The 18,743-nt window shown below is 62.9% G+C and carries 13 protein-coding genes; 5 read left to right on the plus strand and 8 right to left on the minus strand.

Annotated features, from left to right (window positions below):
* Positions 1–2,848: 2,848 nt before the first annotated feature.
* The 7 genes from J2X56_RS07025 to msrP all read right to left on the minus strand — a co-directional run bounded on the left by J2X56_RS07025 (position 2,849) and on the right by msrP (position 12,246).
* Positions 2,849–4,528: an ABC transporter transmembrane domain-containing protein gene (locus J2X56_RS07025; protein WP_310159155.1), complete on the minus strand. Its 1,680-nt coding sequence runs from the start codon at positions 4,526–4,528 to the stop codon at positions 2,849–2,851.
* A gap of 934 nt (positions 4,529–5,462) precedes the next feature.
* Entirely contained in the window at positions 5,463–6,338 is an 876-nt protein-coding gene (locus J2X56_RS07030) for an EAL domain-containing protein (protein WP_310159157.1), read from the minus strand.
* Positions 6,339–6,407: 69 nt separating this feature from the next.
* A complete protein-coding gene (locus J2X56_RS07035; RefSeq protein WP_199725073.1) occupies positions 6,408–7,733 on the minus strand; it encodes a TolC family protein in 1,326 nt (441 codons plus the stop codon).
* A gap of 329 nt (positions 7,734–8,062) precedes the next feature.
* Complete coding sequence (locus J2X56_RS07040) at positions 8,063–9,775, minus strand: tetratricopeptide repeat protein (protein WP_310159160.1); 1,713 nt, start codon at positions 9,773–9,775, stop codon at positions 8,063–8,065.
* A gap of 55 nt (positions 9,776–9,830) precedes the next feature.
* Entirely contained in the window at positions 9,831–10,529 is a 699-nt protein-coding gene (msrA, locus tag J2X56_RS07045) for a peptide-methionine (S)-S-oxide reductase MsrA (protein ID WP_310159162.1), read from the minus strand.
* Positions 10,530–10,606: 77 nt separating this feature from the next.
* Positions 10,607–11,263 carry a sulfite oxidase heme-binding subunit YedZ gene (locus tag J2X56_RS07050; RefSeq protein WP_199725074.1) on the minus strand — a complete coding sequence of 219 codons (657 nt, stop codon included), beginning with the start codon at positions 11,261–11,263 and terminating at the stop codon, positions 10,607–10,609.
* 14 nt (positions 11,264–11,277) lie between these two features.
* Positions 11,278–12,246 (minus strand): protein-methionine-sulfoxide reductase catalytic subunit MsrP, encoded by a 969-nt coding sequence (msrP, locus tag J2X56_RS07055; protein WP_121042018.1) that lies wholly within the window; start codon positions 12,244–12,246, stop codon positions 11,278–11,280.
* A 242-nt stretch (positions 12,247–12,488) separates the two neighbouring features.
* Between msrP and J2X56_RS07060 the strand changes: the two genes are divergently transcribed.
* Together J2X56_RS07060 and J2X56_RS07065 are read left to right on the plus strand one after the other, a co-directional pair.
* Positions 12,489–13,160 carry a heavy metal response regulator transcription factor gene (locus J2X56_RS07060; RefSeq protein WP_121042020.1) on the plus strand — a complete coding sequence of 224 codons (672 nt, stop codon included), beginning with the start codon at positions 12,489–12,491 and terminating at the stop codon, positions 13,158–13,160.
* The gene (locus J2X56_RS07065) at positions 13,157–14,623 is read left to right on the plus strand and encodes a heavy metal sensor histidine kinase (protein ID WP_310159164.1); all 1,467 of its coding nucleotides are present in this window, start codon (positions 13,157–13,159) and stop codon (positions 14,621–14,623) included. The genes J2X56_RS07060 and J2X56_RS07065 overlap by 4 nt, the downstream gene beginning before the upstream one ends.
* On the opposite strand, the gene J2X56_RS07070 is transcribed toward J2X56_RS07065, so the two are convergent.
* Complete coding sequence (locus tag J2X56_RS07070) at positions 14,553–15,716, minus strand: AI-2E family transporter (RefSeq protein ID WP_245201991.1); 1,164 nt, start codon at positions 15,714–15,716, stop codon at positions 14,553–14,555. The genes J2X56_RS07065 and J2X56_RS07070 overlap by 71 nt on opposite strands.
* 530 nt (positions 15,717–16,246) lie before the next feature.
* Between J2X56_RS07070 and J2X56_RS07075 the strand changes: the two genes are divergently transcribed.
* Genes J2X56_RS07075 through J2X56_RS07085 form a run of 3 tightly spaced genes read left to right on the plus strand, consistent with a single transcriptional unit; the run spans position 16,247 to position 18,729 of the window.
* Positions 16,247–16,819 carry a GbsR/MarR family transcriptional regulator gene (locus J2X56_RS07075; RefSeq protein WP_121042024.1) on the plus strand — a complete coding sequence of 191 codons (573 nt, stop codon included), beginning with the start codon at positions 16,247–16,249 and terminating at the stop codon, positions 16,817–16,819.
* Positions 16,820–16,824: 5 nt separating this feature from the next.
* Positions 16,825–17,100, plus strand: a complete 276-nt coding sequence (gene cydP / locus J2X56_RS07080; protein ID WP_121042026.1) for a cytochrome oxidase putative small subunit CydP — start codon at positions 16,825–16,827, stop codon at positions 17,098–17,100.
* 6 nt (positions 17,101–17,106) lie between these two features.
* Positions 17,107–18,729 (plus strand): cytochrome ubiquinol oxidase subunit I, encoded by a 1,623-nt coding sequence (locus J2X56_RS07085; RefSeq protein WP_121042028.1) that lies wholly within the window; start codon positions 17,107–17,109, stop codon positions 18,727–18,729.
* Positions 18,730–18,743: the final 14 nt, after the last annotated feature.

An 18,743-nucleotide genomic window follows, 5' to 3' on the forward strand; every position in this document is an offset into this window, starting at 1 on the left:
ATTTCCAGACCTTCCGTGCCGGACTGGCGTGCTGCCGGAACCGGTTCGATGCGCTGGCGAATACACGCTGGTGTAATGCGGATCGGTCGTGTTGGCGTCGCTTGTAATGGACATCCCGCCCCATTCCGCATACATCCCCTTGAGGGAGGAAATGAAGCTTGTCGCCGTCATCCCCGCAGGCAAGAGACTGGTGAGATCGGCACTTTCACCCGAGTGAAGATTATGGGGACCGGAGCCACCCATGATGTCCGGAATGCTCAGCGTCTTGTAGCTGACCTGCTTGTTGCTCACCAGCGCCGCACTGATGCTGGAAGGCACGGTGAGATCCACCGACAGGTTCGCCACGACGGTGTTGCTGTTGCCAGCCTGGTCCGTCAGGGTGATCGAGGCGCTCCGGTCCCCTGCGCTGGGGGTCGCATTCTGGAACTGGATGGCCTTGAGGATGGCCCGTGCCTCCAGCCCGCTCAGGGCGGCCCCCGACGTCTTGCTGATGGTCAGGCGATGGCTGCTGCCTTCATAGCCGTAAGTCAGCCCGGCCACCCCGCCCACCGTCTTGCCGGTCACGGCGGGCAGGCTGGCATCGAGCGCCAGCGGCACATCCAGCAGCAGTTTGTCATGCTGCAGGTTCAGCTGCGGACCGTCCATCCTGATGGCGATGCTGCTGATGTCGCTGGTCGGCCAGACTACGATGTCGTGCGCGAACAAGCCTTCTCCGGCCACCGCCTTGGCACCGTTGAGCATCTTGAAGGAACTGCTCTGTACATCGACCTGGCTGGTATCGGCATCCAGCACCGGGGCGTGGGTGTCGAACCGAATGCCGGCGCTCGACGGATTGCCCGTCTCGCCGCTGGCGGAAACCAGGCTGATTTGTGCGGTACGCAGTCCGTCATGCGTGCTGTTGCCGGCCAGCTTGATGGCTTGCACCACCGACTGTACTTCGCTGCCGCTCCAGTTGCCGTTGTCGCCCTTGCGTAGCGTCAGCGTGCGGCTGGCACTGTCGTAACCGTAGCTCAGGCCGGCGACACCACCGACGGTCTTGCCGCCGGCGTTAGCCAGGTCGGCGTTGAGGGCCAGTGGCGCATCAAGCAGCAAGCGGTCGTTGTCCGGATCCAGTCCCGCGCCGCCCAGCACGACCTTGATCGCCGCCACCTGGGTCGAGGATGGCGCGGCCACGCTGTCGTCGAAGGCCACGCCGGCTGCCAGTTGTGCAGCATCGGTGAGGTTGAGGCTGGAACTGATCTGCAATCCGGCGCTACCCGGATCCAGATCCAGCATCAGCACATCGCTGCCTACTGAGAGTATGGCTTGCATGCTGGGGCCGACCAGCCCGGCATCGTCACGCAGATTGAGGGTGATGACGCGGTTGCCGGCCGTGGGCGTCAGGTTCTGCAGCTTGATGCTCTCCACGATGGCTTCAATCTCGGTACCGCTGAAGGTGCCGCCCTTGGACTTCGTGATGTTGAGGGTGCGCGTTGCCGTGGTGTAGACATAGCTGACATCGGCCACGCCGCCCACGGTCTTGCCGCTGACCGGTGCCAGGTTGGCGTCCAGCGCGACCAGGGCATCCAGCAACAGGCGATCATTGGCCAGATCAAGGCCGGTGCCGCTGAAGACCACGTCGATGGCCGAGGCGGTGGCCTTGGCCGGGGGTACCACATTCGCCGTGAAAGGCGTGCCCGCACGCAACTCGCTGGCCGAGCTCAGGCGCTGCGCACTGGCCTGGATGCCCACGCTGATGGCATCCATGTCCAGCACCGGCGGCGTGGCCGTGTCGACCATGACACTCAGGCTGCCCTTGGGGCTGACGTTGCCCGCTACGTCGGTCTGTTCGGCCGTATAGCCCCACGCGATGTCGCGAGTGCCGTTGGCACTGACCACGCTCACGCCGGACAGCGGGACCTCGTTGTCGCTGTCGTCACCGTTTTGCAGCATTTCGGCCAGCAGCAGGGACGCGGTGGTATCGAGTGCGGTCCACACCGCAACCTTTTCCGGCTGGCCGGCAGGCAGGCCAGCCGCCGTGCTTTCACGGTACCACTCATCACTGCCGGCGCGGTGCGAGATGACGTAGCCGCCCTCCTGCGCGGCCCACACATACCAGGCCGCGGCATCGCTGCCCAGGCGATAGACCGGCTTGGACAAATCCAGCAAACCATTGCCGCTTTCCACGAACTCGCCGCTGAAGGCGTTGAGCAGCGCCGACTGCTCAGCTGCCGAGAGCAGACTGTAGGTCCCGTTCGCGCTACTGTTGCTGCCATCGAATTTCTTCAGTCCGCTGATGGTCAGGCTGCCCGACAGGTTCAGCGACCACGCGCCGTCGGTGGCGGATGCCGTCACCTTGCCCATCGTCGCGCCGTCGTCGCGCTTGACGACGACCTGCGCGCCCTTCTCTGCCACGCCACTCAGTGAGAAGCTGCCGGAGGTGGTCATGCTGGCACCGCCAGCGGTCTTGCCGGCCGGGGTATCCAGCAGAATGGTCGGAGCCTCGGCCTTGGTGTCGAGCGTGAACTCAACGGCATCACTCTTGACGCTGTTGTTGCCGGCCACATCGGTCTGGCGTACCACGACCTTCTTGATGCCGTCGCCGCTCAGCTTGACGCTGCTGCCGGTGCCACGGGTCCAGTTGGAGCCGTCGTCAGTACTGTATTGCCAGGTCGCGCCGCTCTCCAGGCCGCTGATATCGAGCGTGCCGTCGCGGGTGATCTTGTCGCCGGCTACGCCGCTATCGGTGGCCAATACCAGTCCCAGCTTGGCAGGCAGCGTGGTGTCGAGCGTGAACGACAGGGCATCGCTGGCAGGCCCGGCATTGCCCGCCACATCCAACTGGCGCAGCAGGATGGACTTGGGGCCGTCACTGTTGCCGGTGCCATCGATAGCACCCTTGAGCTTGATGCTGTTGCCGCTGCCATTGGTCCAGGTCGTACCGTTGTCGGTGCTGTATTCCCAGACCGCCCCGGCTTCCAGCCCGCTCACATTGACCGTACCGTCGTTGGTGATCTTGTCGCTGGCCGACGCCCCGTTGTCCTTGGCCAGGGCTGCGTTGACCTTGGCTGGCAGCGTGGTATCGAGGGTGAAGCTGAGCACGGCACTGGAAGCGCCGGTATTGCCAGCCACATCGATCTGGCGCACCTGCACCTTCTTCGCACCATCCGTGTTGCCGGTGCCGTCGGCTGTCCGGGGTCAGCTGGCGCTCGTTGCCCTGATCAGTCTGCAGGGCATAGATCTTTTCCAGTCCGGCCAGAGTGGCCTTGGTATGCGCACGCTGCACCATCAGGCCGGGAATCATGGCCACCGGGGCCAGAATGCGGCCACCCAGGATGGAGCAGGCGATCAACGCACCCATGGTGATCTGGCCGTTGATGACCAGGAAGGAGCCGACGATGACCGTGGTCGAGTAGCTCAGTTGCTGCAGCATGGCAGCGATATAGCCGGCATGGTCGCCGATGGCGCGCATGGCCATGTCGCTGCGGATGGACTCGGCGCTGACGTCGATCCAGCGCGAGAGGAATTTCCAGCCGCCGGAACCGGACTTGATGGTCTCCACCCCCTCCACCGTCTCCACCAGTAAGCCGGTCTTGAGGTTGGAGGCCGCCGCGCTCTTGTCGGCCAGCCGTACCACCTTGCGATTGGAGAGGTAGCCGATGCCGATGGCCGCCAGCCCGAACACGGTCGGCACCAGCGCCATCCAGGGACTGGCGATGAAGGCGATCACCAGCACGAACAGCAGGCCCAGCGGCAGGTCGACCAGGGTGAACAGCGTCTGCGAGGTATAGAAGGAGCGAATTTGTTCATATCCGCGCAGTTGCCCGGCCAGGCTGCCGACGGAACCTGGCAACTGGTCCACCCGAACCGACAGCAAGCGTTCGAAGAGCGCCTGCGAGAGCTTGGCATCGAGGCCGGAGACCACGCTGTCCATGATGTGAGAACGCGCGAACTTCATGCCCAGCTCGAAGACGATGGCCAGCGAGACGCCGATGGCCAGCACGATCAGCGTAGCCACGCCGTGCGTAGGAATGACCCGGTCATAGACCTGCATCGAGAAGACCGAGGCACCCAGCGCAATGACGCTCATCACCACCGAGGCAATGACCACTTCCAGGATGATGGGACGGTATTCGCCAAGCGCTTCCTTGAAGACGCGTTCAAAACCGTGCTGGTCCGGCTTGTTGCCGAGCGGCGCGAAATCGAGCTTGTAGGCGCCTTCACTCAGATCACTGTCGCTGACCAAAGCATGGCCTTCTTCACTGATGAAAATCCAGCGGCCATCGGGACGCTGGTCGGCGATGACGCCCCAGCCGCGCTCGCGCACCACGCCCAGCATGGGAAGCTGTGCGCGGTCCGGCTTGGCCAGATGCTGCGACTTGGGCAGGCTCAGGGCAGCGCAGAGGCTGTTGATGTCGATGGCCGCTGCGCCGCTTTTCACCATCGATTGGGTGATGGCGGCATTGAGCCGGACGCTGTCGATCACCACACCGTGGCGTCGCGCTGCCGTCATCACGGCCCATGACAAGGAAGACGCCAGTTCACTCATGACAGGCCTCCCGGGAAACCAGCAAGGCAGCTGGATACAGGCCCGTGCAGCCTGCGCCGGACATCTTGCTGGCCGCAGCGCGGCGCACCGCACCGCACCGGCAACGGGGGGCGAACTGGGACAGGAATGAATATTCTTTCTCATGGCGATTCGTTTGGTTTGATATCAGTCGCGACGATCGGCCTTCCTTCAGGGGAAGGACTGTCGACGGCGCGTATTCGGACGATACGGACGATGCGGACGTACTCGGCTTGATCGACAGTGAGAGCGAAAAACGGGAGAGAACCCCTCGGACGATGTGTCGCGCGATGCCAGAAATGAGCGGGATGCGTCATCGTTGCTGCTTTGCCATCTCAGCAACAGCGGGCAAAACCGAGGGAGATCACGTCCGGAATCAGGCGCTGCGGCAGATCGTCAATGGGGCTAATGATCTGTGAAAATATATAAAGATTTAATTGTCCTTTAGTTCATTTCAGACATATTTGTAGTCTCGAAAAAACTAAGTAAATGACGATTTCAGTCGATCAGAGAACAAACCTCACTCTGGAACGATGGACGCCCTTCCTGTCGACGAGTGAAGGGAAAATCCAGGACCACTTTCGCGACGATCAAAGAAATACGGAAGATCTTTGAAAGCCTCTTCATATCTGGATACAAAAAAGAGAACTCCCCTCGAATCATGTTGAACCCGAGGGGAGCTTGGTGCCATTCGCCACCTGATCACCGACAATCAGTCAGCACTGGTGACAGCGTCTCCGCCAGACCATTAACATCGACGCCGTACTAACTTTATCTAACATTTTGCGCTTAACAAATTGTCTGATGGTGCAGACGGAATGAACTATCGAAGGCAACGTCGAGTGAACGACATCAACAGCAACGGAGAGGAAAGATCAGACAGGAAAGGACGCCTGTGCGCACAGCCCGCGCAAGCTCAGTGCGAGGACTGCAGATCCGGCGCCACCACGGCCTCTGCGGAGCCGCCAGCCGCGAGATAAGACAACGGCGATTCCGGCGCGTGCAACGACAACGGCGACAGTGGCGAATCCGCCGGGCTCGCTGCCCGATCGCAATAGCGCGCAAATTCGGCGGCCAGCATCGGCCGTGCGTAATGCCAGCCCTGGGCATAGTCGACGCAGGCCTGCTCCAGATAGCGCGCCTGCACCGGCGTTTCCACGCCTTCCGCGACGATCTTCAGCTTGAGCTTGCGGGCCAGGTCGATGATGCAGGCCAGTACCGGATGCTCGTGATCCGTACCGATGCCGATGACGAACGAACGATCCAGTTTGAGCACATCACATGGAAGTTCGTGCAGATAGCGCAGGCAGGAATAGCCGGTCCCGAAATCATCCAGCGCAATGAGATGCCCCCGCTCCCGCGCCCGGGATAGCGTCTCGCGGCTCGGCAGGGTTTCCATGCTGCTGCTCTCGGTGATTTCCAGCCAGAGTTGGGTCGGCACGATACCGGTGCCGGCCAGCGCGGCATCCAGCACCTCCAGGATGCGGCCGCTGTTGACATCCTGGGCCGGAATATTGACGGCCACATGCAAGCCACGATGAGCGCGCAGCGTGGGGGCCAGGTCGCTGACGGTCTGTTGCAGTACCCGGTCGGTGATGGCATTGAGGTAGCCGTGCCGCTGCGCTGCGGCCAGGAAACGGTCCGGCGGCAGCAGTGCCCCGTCCTCGCGCTGCCAGCGCACCAGGACTTCCGCGCCCGCACAGCGGCCGTCGGCCAGTACCACGATGGGCTGATAGACGACTCTGAATTCCTCGCGCTCGATGGCGCGCTTGAACTGCGCTTTGGTGATCATGCTCCCCCCTGCCGCAGTTCCCCTTGCGGTCGCCGTGCGCACCGCAGCGGATGCGCACGGGATTGATGGTCAGCGTACCTGGTCCAGGCCATACGCCCACAATTGCAGCTTGCGGCCATCCGCGATGATCATGGCCGTGACGTCGGCCTTCTGCAGATCGGTCTGCACCACTTCGCGGGCGGCATTCATCACGTCCAGCCAGGAGCGTCGGCCCGACAGATATTGGCGGGTATAGGAAGCCAGCACCTCCTCGGACGATACGGCGACGTCTTCCAGATTGCGTGCACGCGCCTCGGCTTGCTGATACTCGGTGTAGGTGGCGGCCATCTGCGAGATCAGTTCCAGCCGTGCCGCATCCACGGCCAGCAGCGCTGACTGATAGCGGCCCTGCGCGGCCGCCACTTCCGAACCCAGCGACAGGCCGGCCCCCAGCTGCATCTGCATGCCGATGAAAGCACGGTTGGCATTGGGGGTATGAGGCACGCTGAAGTTGCCGCGCTGGTGCTCCAGGCGGGCATAGACTTCTGGCCAGTAGGAGGCACTGCGGATCTGGATGGCCGACTCCTGGACCTTGGCATCAGCGCGCAGGCGCTTGAGCAGCGGGCTGCTCTCCAGCATGCTCTCGGTCAGTGCGGGCAGATCCTCGCTGACGGACATCTTCGCCACATCGGCACGCAGTTCTTCATCGCTCAGCGGCAGGCCGACCAGTTGTTCCAGTTGCAGCCGCGCCGACTGGCGGCTGGCCTTGGCTCCCAGCAGGTCGGTCAGCGCCTGGTCGCGACGGCCGCGCACCAGCGTCACGTCGACGCGCGCAGCGGCTCCTTCCTTCTCGCGGCGCTGGCTCTGTGCGAGGAAATCTTCCAGCGCTTTCAGATTCTTCTGATTGGCCTCGGTGGCCAGATCCGAACGCACCCACAGGCTGTATTGCGAAATGACCTGCTCGGCCAGGCGGAAGCGCTGTTCACGCAGGGCTTCGCCAGCAGATTCATGATTGTGCCCGGCCTGTTCCAGCTGGGCCGTCAGGCGGCCGCCGGACCACAGGGTCTGCTGCAAGCGCAGGGTCACCACGGTATCGTCACCGTTGTACGAAATGTCGCGCGAACTGGTCACGCCGGCGCGTTCGACCGACATGGACGGTGTCGGAAAGAATTGCCACTTGGCCGACGAGATACCTTCGGCAGCGGCGTCGACGGCACGTTGCCGAGCGACCGCAGCGGGATTGTTGAAAGCGGCTTGCTTGACCAGATCACCCAGGCTGACAGCGCCCGCCGGCAGGCTCAACAAGCCCAGCGACATCGCCATCACGGCAGCCAGCCGGTTGGGCCAGCGCGGGCGCGGCAAGGTGGAGGAAGACTGCGGGCCGCACGCGCCGCCAAGGGGGAGGATGTCGTTCATCTGCGCTCATTTCAGGTTGATCTCGTCCAGGGAGGAAGGTCTCGCGGCAGGCGGGAAGACGGCGCCGGGCGCCGTACTTCACGCACCTGCACACTGGCCGGGCAGCAGCCGCAAAGGCGGCAGGGCAGCCGGCCGGCTGCGATGACGGGTGACGAGAATTGGCTTGGATGATCGCGGAAAGGACGGGGGGGAACGAATTGTCCGATGGTGCAGAAATCTTCATACGGCCTCGAAATAATTCGAGAAACACTACAAAGATTAATGAAGAACAGCTGCAGACCCTGCCAAGAACGTCTGCAGCCGGATGAGGTGCACGGGTTCCGGCACGCTCAGGAAGAAAACGACGCCACCGCCAGGGCGGCACGCAAGGTGGTGATGACCTCATCCCAATCGCCCGCACGCTGCTGGCGGAACAGCCGTGCCGTCGGATACCAGGGCGAGTCATGGCGTTGCAGGAACCAGCGCCAGTCCGGTGAATAGGGCAAGGCGATCCAGACCGGCAAGCCGAGCGCGCCGGCCAGGTGGGCGGCTGCAGTATCGACGCTGATGACCAGGTCCATGCAGGAAAGCGCGGCCGCCGTATCGGCGAAATCGCGAATGCCCTCACCCACCGCATGCCACTGTGGCCCGGCCTGCTGCAGCCATTGCGCATCGGCGGTGCGCAGATCGGGCTGGATGATGAAGAAGGACACCCCGTCACGCGCCTTGGCCAGAGCAGCAAAGCGCTCCAGCGCGATGGACCGGCGCGCATCGTTGGCATTGCCGGGGTTGCCGGAGCAGATGATGCCCACCCGCACCTGCCCCGGCGCACGCGGTGCCAGCGCGTCGAGCTGCTGCTCCCACTGCCGCTTGAGGTCGATATGAACGTTCAGGTAAGGCACCGGTGCCGGGATGTTGTCCATCGCCGTATTGCACACCAGCGGCAGGCTCATCAGCGGCAACTGATAATCGATCGCGGGCAAGGCGCCTGCGGTCGGCACCAGCTGAATGCGCGAGGCCACCGGCAAGCCCTGCATCAGGGTGAACAAACTTTCCGGAACCTCGAACACCACCTCAGCCCCGGCCTCGACGATCTGCTGCACGTAGCGGCTGAACTGGATGGTATCGCCCTGCCCCTGCTCGGCCCACAGCAGGATGCGCTTGCCGGCCAGCGAGCTGCCGCCGTTCCAGGGAGGGATGGCGGCGTGGCGATATGGATCGGCACCACTTCCTTCCCAACGCCATTCGTAGAGCGGCAAAGCCTCTTCCAGCCGGCCAAGCACCAGCAGCGACAAGGCCAGATTGACATGGGCATCGGCGTCCTTGCCATCCATGCGCAGGGCGCGGCGGAAACTGTCGATGGCTTCCTCGTGGTCGCGCAGGCGCGCCAGCGTGGTGCCGCGGCTGACGTGTGCATCCACCAGATCGGGGTCGAGGATGAGGGCGCGGTCGTAATAACGCAGCGCTTCCTCGTAGTCACCCAAGGCATGTTCGATCAGGCCGGCATCCAGCCAGTATTGGGCCCGCTCATCGAAGCGCAGCAGCACCTGGCGCAGGCATTCGCGTGCGGCTTCCCACTGGCCGGCGCGCTCATGCAGGCGCGCCTTGCGGTGCCAGGTATCGGGAACATCGGGATTGCGCCGCAGTGCCTCTTCCAGCAAGGCCAGCGCCTGGCCATCGTTCTTGCCGGAGGGCGACATGCCCTGCAAGGCGGCCGAGGCGGCGACGAAGAACTCGGGACGTTCATGCCCCGCCTCGATCAGGTCGCGATAGAGCAGGAAGCTGTCTTCATATCGCCCCTGCTCGTAGAAGGCGCGCCCCAGGCGATAGCGCAGGGCCAGCGCTTCCTCGCTGTCGGGGTCGACCAGCGGCAAGGCCTGCTGCCAGGCCAGGGCTGCTTCTTCGAAACGTCCTTGCGCGGCCACCACGCTGCCCAGCAGCTGCAGCGCATCCTTGTGCCGGGGATGGGTCTCCAGCAAGCCGAACAGCACTTGTTCGGCGGCGGCGTAGTCATCCTGGTGGAAATGGTCGAGGGCGAGGCGGACGGTATCAGTGGCGTTCATGGCAGGCGGGGTGAGACAAACCCGCGTATTGTCTCATCCCTGCCGGGGTACTGCGTCAGCGCTTGAACACCAGCACCGGATCGGCGCGATAGATGGCCGGATACATCTTCTGCAGGTTGCTGATCTTGGGCAGGTCGTTGTAGGCGATGTAGGGCTGGTTCGGATGCAGCGTGGCGTAATCCTGATGGTAATCCTCGGCCCGGTAGAAACCTTGCAGCGGCGTCACCTGGGTCACGATGGGGGCGCTGAAGACTTTGGCGGCATTGATCTGGGCGATGTAGGCCTGGGTGGCCCGGGCCTGTTCGTCGCTGGCGGTGAAGATGGCCGAACGGTATTGCGTGCCATGGTCCGGCCCCTGGCGATTGAGCTGGGTCGGGTCATGCGCCACCGAAAAATAGATCTGCAGGATCTGGCCATAGGAAATCTTGCGCGGATCGTAGGTCACCTGTACCGCTTCGGCGTGCCCGGTGGTCCCGGAACTGACCATGGAATACGTGGCCGAATCGGCCTTGCCGCCGGCATAACCGGACACCGCCTGCAACACGCCCTGGGTATGCTGGAACACCCCCTGCACACCCCAGAAGCAGCCACCCGCGAGGACCACGGTGGCGGTGTTGGCGGTGGAGGCCAGCACCGCCTTGCCGCTAGGAGCGGGCACCGCCACCGCCGCTTCGGCAGCAAAAGTGGAAGCACAGGCCAGCGCCAGGCAAAAGCTGGCCGCAGAGGCCAGGACGGCAGGTTTGAACAGGGACATGGCAGGCTCCGACAGGGCAGGGAAAAATCAGAAAATCGGCTAGGACGATCAGGTCAAACGCACAAGATATGAAGCATTCAGCGCCGCACGGGCTTTCCCGGCGTGCCCGATGCGCCGCTGCGCCGCCACAGCAGGCGCACAGCGAGCATCACCCCGACCAGTACCGCGAACAACAGCGGCTGCGCGATCAGGTTCTTGCCGGCCTTGTCCCACCAGTAGTGCAGCACGCCCAGCGGCACGATCACATAGACCAACCGGTGCAGGGCCTGCCAGCGCTTGCCGCCCAGGCGACGCACCATGCCGTTGGTGCTGGTGATGGCCAGCGGGATCGACAGCAGCAGCGCCAGCACGCCCACGGTGATGAAGGGCCGCTTGACGATGTCCTTCCAGATCTCACCGAGGTCGAAGAAGTGATCAAACCAGACGAAGGTCGTGAAGTGCAGGCACAGATACAGAAACGCCATCAGCCCCAGCATGCGGCGCATGCGCACCAGCCAGTTCAGCCCGGTGATCTTGCGCAGGGGCGTCACCGCCAGGGTGATGCAGAACAGGTACAAGGTCCAGTCGCCGGTGCTGTGGGTGATGAATTCCAGCGGGTTGGCTCCGAGGCCGCCGGTGAAGCCCAGCACCACCAGCCGCACCAGCGGAACGAAGGCCAGGGCCAGGAACAGCCACCACAGCCCCGTCACGGCGCGTGGTTTGAGATTGCGCAAGGCGGCCGGAGCGAGCTGCATGCCTGATCCGATCCTCAGAAGAACTTGCGCAGGTCCATGCCGGTGTACAGGCTGGCCACGTCGTTGTATCCGTTGAACATCAGCGTCTTGCGCTTGGGCGCGAAGAAGCCGTCCTCGCCGATGCGGCGTTCGGTGGCCTGCGACCAGCGCGGATGGTCCACGTTGGGGTTGACGTTGGAGTAGAAGCCGTATTCCTGCGGGGCGTAGAGATTCCAGGCGGTCTTGGGTTCATCCTTGACGAAGCGGATCTTGACGATGGACTTGGCCGACTTGAAGCCATACTTCCACGGCACGATGATGCGCACCGGTGCGCCGTTCTGGTTGGGCAGCACTTCGCCGTACATGCCCAGCGTCAGCAGGGTGAGCGGGTGATTGGCTTCGTCCAGGCGCAAACCTTCACGATACGGCCAGTTCAGGATGGGGGTGGACAGGCCCGGCATCTGCTTCTTGTCGGCCAAGGTGACGAATTCGACATACTTGGCATTGCCCGTGGGTTCGGCCTTCTTGATGAGCGCCGAGAGCGAATAGCCGATCCAGGGGATCACCATCGACCAGCCTTCCACACAGCGCATGCGGTAGATGCGCTCTTCCAGCGGGGCCAACTTGGTCAGGGCATCCAGGTCCAGGGTCATGGGCTTCTTGACCTCGCCTTCGATGTCGATGGTCCACGGGCTGGTTTTCAGGCTGCCGGCATTCTTGGCCGGATCGGCCTTGTCGGTACCGAACTCGTAGTAATTGTTGTAGCTGGTGGCGTCTTTGTAGGCGGTCTGCTTGTCCATGACCGCGAAGGCGTTATTGAGCTGGGCCGGCAGCTTCTTGCCCTGCTGGGCGAAGGCTTGCGGCAGCGCGCCCATGCCGCCGGCCAGCGCGGCACCGGCCGCCACGCGCGCCATGAAGCTGCGGCGCGACAGGTAGAGATCACGCGGGGTGATCTCGGAGGCGGTCGGGATGTCAATCTGGTCGGGACGAATCTTGATCAGCATGGTGCGCTCCGGCAAAAAAGGGTGTGAATGCAAAGCGGAGGCAAGGCCTGGACCTCGCCGATGAGATGCCATGGTAAAAGCGGCGCGGTGACGCCCGGGTGGCATTTTGATGACAATTTTGTCATGAAGAAAAATCCCTCCATTGCTAGAATCGAGTGCATTTTCCGGTTCATTCTCTCCGATCCGGGCCGCCTTTGCAGCGGCACTTCCCGTCCATTCCACCTCACACGGTTCCCCACAGCATGGCCATCCTGGTAATCGAAGACGACCCCAAGACCGGTGACTACCTGCGCAAAGGCTTGCGCGAATCCGGCTACGCCGTTGACCTCGCCCGCACCGGCAGTGACGGCCTGCACATGGCACTGGAACAGGACTACGACCTGGTGGTGCTGGATGTGATGCTGCCCGGCCTGGACGGCTGGCAGGTCATGAGTGCACTGCGCAGCAAGCGCGACCTGCCGGTGCTGTTCCTGACCGCCAAGGACCAGGTGGAAGACCGCATCCGTGGCCTGCAGCTGGGGGCCGACGACTACCTGGTAAAACCCTTTTCCTTCACTGAACTGGTATTGCGCATCCGCACCCTGCTGCGCCGGGGCGTCACTCGCGAAGCCGAGGTCTATGAGATCGCCGACCTGCAGCTGGACCACGTGCGCCACAAGGTCACGCGCCAGGGTATTCATATCGCCCTGACCAACAAGGAATTCATGCTGCTGCACCTGCTCATCAAGCGCCGGGACGAGGCACTGTCACGGTCCGTGATCGCCTCGCAGATCTGGGATATGAACTTTGACAGCGACACCAATGTGGTCGACGTCGCCATCAAGCGCCTGCGCGCCAAGATCGACGCGCCCTTCGAGAAGAAACTGATCCACACCGTGCGCAGTGTCGGCTACATGTTTTCGGAAAACCCATGAACGCCGGTGCCACACCCGTACACGGCTGGACCCTCACTTCCCGCGTCACCGCCCTGTTCGCGCTGATGACTGCGCTGGTGGTCACCGGCCTGGGCTTCTACCTGGATCGGGCGGCCGGGGTCGCCCTCTCGCAGCGCGCCGACCAGGCCCTGATCGGGCGCGTGGAACACTTCCGCAACCTGATGCACGACCTCTACAACGTCGAGCAGATGGAGCAGCGCCCTGCCCTCTTCGAAAGCATGATGGGCAATGAGCAGGATGTGCGCATCTTCCGCCGTCAGGGTGAAGCGCCCTTCATCCAAAGCAATCCCGATCACCTGCAGCCGCCTGAGATGACCCCGCTTCCGGTGGGCCGTCCGGTCAGTTCGGCCAGCCTGCAGACCAGCTTCCGCCCCGATGGCGTGAAGGTACGCTGGGTCTCGGCACTGGCCGATGTGGGCAAGGGTGGCGCCGGCGGCGACCGCGTGGAGATCGTGGCCGCCTATGTGATGGTGCAGGAAAGCCGCATGATGCACAGCTACCGCTGGCGCATTGCCGGTGCAGCGGGCGCTGCCATCTTGCTGACGTCGCTGCTGGGATTCCTGCTGCTGCGACGCGGGCTGCAGCCGCTGGAAGCGATGAGCCAGCGCGCCGCCCAGATCACGCCCGACCGCCTTTCCACCCGCCTGGAGCAGGACGGCATGCCGTCCGAACTGCGGCGCGTGGCGCTCTCCTTCAATGCCATGCTGGACCGGCTGGAGGCTGGCTACGACCACCTGGCGCAATTCTCCGGCGACCTGGCCCACGAGATCCGCACGCCCATCAACGTGCTCATGGGCCAGAGCCAGGTTGCACTGGGCCAACGGCGCAGCCTGGAAGAATATGAACAATTGCTCGAATCGAATGTGGAGGAATTGCAGCGGCTCTCGCGCATCGTCGAGAACATCCTGTTCCTGGCGCAAGCCGACCATGCGACGCTGGCCGTGGAATGCAGCGCGCTGGACCTGCATGAAGAATTGGGCAAGGTGACCGAGTACTTCGAAGGCATCGCCGACGAACGCGGCCTGCGCTTCGAACTGGAGGCCCAGGGCACCTGCCACGCCAACCGCGACATGTGGCGGCGGGCAGTGAACAACCTGGTCATCAATGCGGTGCGCTATGGCGAGGCCGACAGCGTCATCCGCATCCAGACCGAGAACGATGCCAGCGGTAGCCGCATCCTGGTGGACAACCGCTGCGAGGGTGTCACGCCCCATGCGATGGCGCGCATGTTCGACCGTTTCTATCGCGGCGATCGTTCCCGCAGCGCCTTCACCGAATCCAACGGCCTGGGACTGGCCATCGTCAAGGCCATCATGGCCTTGCATCGCGGCACGGCTGCGGTCGAATGTCCGCAGCCGGGCTGGATTCGCTTCAGCTTGTTCTTCCCGTCGGCGGCAACGCAGGCGGGGCAGTTGCAGGCTCCGCCACCTCTGCCGACCTGAGCGCTTCCTGCGCGGCCTGGGCCGCCAGTTCAGCCTCGCGCGCTTCGGCCGCACGTCTTGCCTTCTGGGCCGCCGACGCACGCGTGAAGATGATCTTCAAGGCCGCCATCACCGGCACCGACAGGAAGATGCCCGCCACCCCGCCCAGCTGGTCACCGGCCAGCAGGCCCAGGATCACCATGAGCGGGCTCACTTCCACGCCCTCGCTCATCAGGTAAGGATTCAGTACGTAATCCTGGAACACCCGATACGCCACGATGAAACCCACCAGCCACAGCAGGTGGTCATAACCGCTGAAGCCGGCCACCACCAGGGCGGCCGCACTGGCGGCCAGCGGACCGGCAAAGGGAATGAATTCCAGCACCGCCGCCAGGCCCGCCAGCAGCATCGCGTAGGGCACGCCCATGAGCGAGAAGGCGATGCTGTAGGCCACGAAGGTGGCAATGGAGAGGAACAGCAGCGCGCGCACATAGCGCGAGAGCAGCACGTCGAGATCCTTGATGATGCCATCCCACAGCTTGCGGTTGGAACGGTTCATCCAGGACAGGATTTCATCGCGCATGGCCGGCGCTTCCTTGATGAGCAGGAAGCTGATCACCGGCACCAGCACCAGGTAGATCAGGTTGCTGGCCGCATGCATCACGCCTACCCCGAACTGCTTGGCCAGCGGCATGGCCTGGTCGGTGCCGTTGGCGAGCTGGTCGCGGATGAAGCCGAGGATGCGTGCGCGCAGCGGTTCGGCGAAGCCCGGCAGCGGAATCTTGGACACCGCATCATTGGAGCGCAGCAGCGCCGGCAGTTGCTCGGACAGGCGCACGGCTTCCTCCTGGATGCGCGCGCCGAAGATGGTCGCCACCGCTGCCACGATGCCGATGGCCAGCACGAACACCACCGCAATGGAGACGGCCCGCGGCACCTTGGCCGGGCGCACGCGCTCGACCTGCTCCACCAGCGGATAGACCAGGTAACTGAAGAAGACGGCAAACACCAGCACCAGCACGGTGGCCGAAATGGTATAGGTGACATAAAGCAGCAAGGCCACCAGGAAGACGGTCCAGACGATTCTGGCCACGCGGAAATCGAAACCCAGCATAAATATTCATCCTTGGAAAAAGAGGACGCAGCATGCGTGCGCCACGGGCAACCCCAGCCCGCCAGCCCCTCGCCACCGAGGTGAAGAAACCCGGTAGACGCTTGCACTCAGTACTTCACCTGTAGCGTGGCGGAGATGTGGTTTTCCGATCCCTTGCCATGCTACGGCTGAGCTGCAAATGCACCTTATTTGATCCGCATCAGGTTTCCTATCAGCCAAATCCTTCTGGCTTTGTAGGAAAGCGTGAAAATACGTTCATGCAGCGCAACATGATGCTGAACAGGGCTGCGTCCTTGTGAAACCGGGAAGTTCACAAGACGCGATGTCGTCATGAAGAGACGTTAATAAACGCCTTCGCCCCTGCCAGCCCCTGAGCCTGCCGACGGCCCTCGCCCGCGCCTCCGCGCCGGGCGCGCGTCATTCTCATCCGTGATAACTGTTATCAGCAAATACACAGGTGCATGACATTGCGATGGGTCAAGCAATTGCTTTAAATTTCAGTAATTACTGAAATTTCGAAAGACTTCGACATGGAAAACAACGTACTCAGCCCGCTCATGCAGCGTTTCATCGGCCATTTCGGCGAGATGGGCAGCCGCTGGGGTATCAATCGCACCGTGGGCCAGATCTATGCCCTGCTCTATATCTGCGGGCGTGCGCTCAATGCCGACGAGATCGCCGAGTACCTCAGTTTTTCGCGCTCCAACGTGAGCATGGGATTGAAGGAATTGCAGTCCTGGCGGCTGGTGAAGCTGCTGCACAAACCCGGTGACCGCCGTGAATATTTCGAACCGCCCGGCGACATCTGGGACATCTTCAAGGTGCTGCTGGAAGAACGCCGCCGCCGCGAAATCGAGCCGACCCTCTCCATGCTGCGCGACGCCCTGCTGGAAGCGCCCGGCAGCAAGGACGACAAGGAAGTGCAAAAGCGCATGCGCGAGATGTATGAACTGATCGAACTTTCCAGTTCCTGGTTCGACGATGTGCAGCGCCTCTCGCCGGAGACGCTGGTGTCCTTGATGAAGATGGGTTCCAAGGTCAAGAAACTGCTGGACGTGCGCGACAAGTTCCGCGTCGGCGGCAGCAGCAACGAAAAGGAGTAATCCGCATGCAACTCGCCTCATCCTTGCGCAAGCGCCCGTGGCGCTGGCCACGCCTGACCCAGCTGCCGCTGGGGGTGGAGATCACCCTGCTGCTGGTGGTCAAGATTGCCCTCATTACGGTGCTGGCCAAGACTTTCTTCGCCCATCCCGAAGCCAAGCACATGCAGATGCCTGTACAGCGCGTGGAGCAGCGCATGCTGTCTTTCACCACGCCGCAACCAGCCACCGCACAACAGCAGTACCCGTCCCAAGACCTGTCCGCCAAACAACAAACGGAGTAACACAACATGGTTCCCATCGATGAAGTCGTCTCGCTGTCACGGCTGCAGTTTGCCGTTACGGCGCTCTATCACTTCCTGTTCGTCCCCCTCACCCTGGGCTTGTCCTGGATCCTGGTCATCATGGAGTCGGTCTATGTCATGACCGGCAACCAGATCTACAAGGACATGACCCGCTTCTGGGGCAAGCTCTTCGGCATCAACTTCGCCATGGGCGTGGCCACCGGCATCACCCTGGAATTCCAGTTCGGCACCAACTGGTCCTATTACTCGCACTACGTGGGCGACATCTTCGGGACCCCGCTGGCCATCGAAGGCCTGATGGCCTTCTTCATGGAATCGACCTTCGTCGGCCTGTTCTTCTTCGGCTGGGACAAGCTCTCGCGCAAGCAGCACCTGATCGTCACCGTGCTGGTGGCGCTGGGCTCGAACCTGTCGGCGCTGTGGATCCTGATCGCCAATGGCTGGATGAACAATCCGGTGGGCGCCGAGTTCAACTTCGAGACCATGCGCATGGAACTGGTCAGCATGACCGACGTGATCTTCAATCCGGTGGCGCAGGTGAAGTTCGTGCACACCGTGGCCGCCGGCTACGTGACGGCTTCCATGTTCGTGCTGGGCGTGTCGGCCTGGTATCTGCTGAAGGCCCGCGATACCGCCTTCGCGCTGCGCTCCTTCGCGGTGGCGGCCGGTTTCGGCCTGGCCGCGACCTTGTCGGTGATCGTGCTGGGCGACGAGTCGGGCTATACCGCCGGTGAAGTCAACAAGGTCAAGCTGGCCGCCATCGAAGCCGAGTGGGACACCCACCCTGCCCCGGCCGGCCTGACCTTGTTCGGCCTGCCCAATGACAAGGAAGAGCGCACCGATTACGCCGTCAAGATCCCCTATGCGCTGGGCCTGATCGCCACCCGTTCGGCCGATACCCAGGTGCTGGGCATCAAGGACCTGAAGAAGGAACACGAAGCACGCATCCGCAACGGCATGCTGGCCTATGCGGCGCTGGCCAAGCTGAAGGCGGGCGACAAGTCCCCCGAAGCCCGCGCCGAATTCGACAAGCTCAAGAAGGACCTGGGCTACGGCCTGCTGCTGAAGAAGTACACCAACAACGTCGTCGATGCCACGCCTGAACAGATCAGCCTGGCGGTGAACGACACCATCCCCAAGGTCGCACCGCTGTTCTGGTCCTTCCGCGGCATGGTGGCGCTGGGCTTCCTGTTCCTGTTCATCTTCTCGGCGTCGTTCTGGTTCCTGGCCAAGAAGCAGCTGGCCCCGCAACGCTGGTTGCTGCGCCTGGCCGTGATCTCGATCCCGCTGCCGTGGATCGCCGCCGAGCTCGGCTGGATCGTGGCCGAATATGGCCGCCAGCCCTGGACCATTGCCGGCATCCTGCCGACCCACCTGTCGGCCTCCTCGCTGCAGCCGGGCAGCCTCTACTTCAGCCTGGCCGGCTTCATCCTGTTCTATACCTTCCTGCTGGTGGTGGAGATGATCCTGATGGTGAAGTACGCACGCCTGGGTCCGAGCAGCCTGCATACCGGCCAATACCACTGGGAAACCAAGGGTCATGAAAAGAGCCCCGGCGATGTCCTGCCGCCGCCCCTGAATCCGTCGGCCAATGCCGGCAGCCACTAAGCCATCAGAAGAAA

The sequence above is a fragment of the Herbaspirillum sp. 1173 genome (assembly GCF_031455335.1).
GTDB lineage: Bacteria > Pseudomonadota > Gammaproteobacteria > Burkholderiales > Burkholderiaceae_D > Herbaspirillum > Herbaspirillum huttiense.

Bases quoted from the DNA above. Each gene is read 5' to 3' on its own strand.
- J2X56_RS07025 (WP_310159155.1), bottom strand. From the start codon at position 4,528: ATGAGTGAACTGGCGTCTTCCTTGTCATGGGCCGTGATGACGGCAGCG.
- J2X56_RS07030 (WP_310159157.1), bottom strand. From the start codon at position 6,338: ATGATCACCAAAGCGCAGTTCAAGCGCGCCATCGAGCGCGAGGAATTC.
- J2X56_RS07035 (WP_199725073.1), bottom strand. From the start codon at position 7,733: ATGAACGACATCCTCCCCCTTGGCGGCGCGTGCGGCCCGCAGTCTTCC.
- J2X56_RS07040 (WP_310159160.1), bottom strand. From the start codon at position 9,775: ATGAACGCCACTGATACCGTCCGCCTCGCCCTCGACCATTTCCACCAG.
- msrA (WP_310159162.1), bottom strand. From the start codon at position 10,529: ATGTCCCTGTTCAAACCTGCCGTCCTGGCCTCTGCGGCCAGCTTTTGC.
- J2X56_RS07050 (WP_199725074.1), bottom strand. From the start codon at position 11,263: ATGCAGCTCGCTCCGGCCGCCTTGCGCAATCTCAAACCACGCGCCGTG.
- msrP (WP_121042018.1), bottom strand. From the start codon at position 12,246: ATGCTGATCAAGATTCGTCCCGACCAGATTGACATCCCGACCGCCTCC.
- J2X56_RS07060 (WP_121042020.1), top strand. From the start codon at position 12,489: ATGGCCATCCTGGTAATCGAAGACGACCCCAAGACCGGTGACTACCTG.
- J2X56_RS07065 (WP_310159164.1), top strand. From the start codon at position 13,157: ATGAACGCCGGTGCCACACCCGTACACGGCTGGACCCTCACTTCCCGC.
- J2X56_RS07070 (WP_245201991.1), bottom strand. From the start codon at position 15,716: ATGCTGGGTTTCGATTTCCGCGTGGCCAGAATCGTCTGGACCGTCTTC.
- J2X56_RS07075 (WP_121042024.1), top strand. From the start codon at position 16,247: ATGGAAAACAACGTACTCAGCCCGCTCATGCAGCGTTTCATCGGCCAT.
- cydP (WP_121042026.1), top strand. From the start codon at position 16,825: ATGCAACTCGCCTCATCCTTGCGCAAGCGCCCGTGGCGCTGGCCACGC.
- J2X56_RS07085 (WP_121042028.1), top strand. From the start codon at position 17,107: ATGGTTCCCATCGATGAAGTCGTCTCGCTGTCACGGCTGCAGTTTGCC.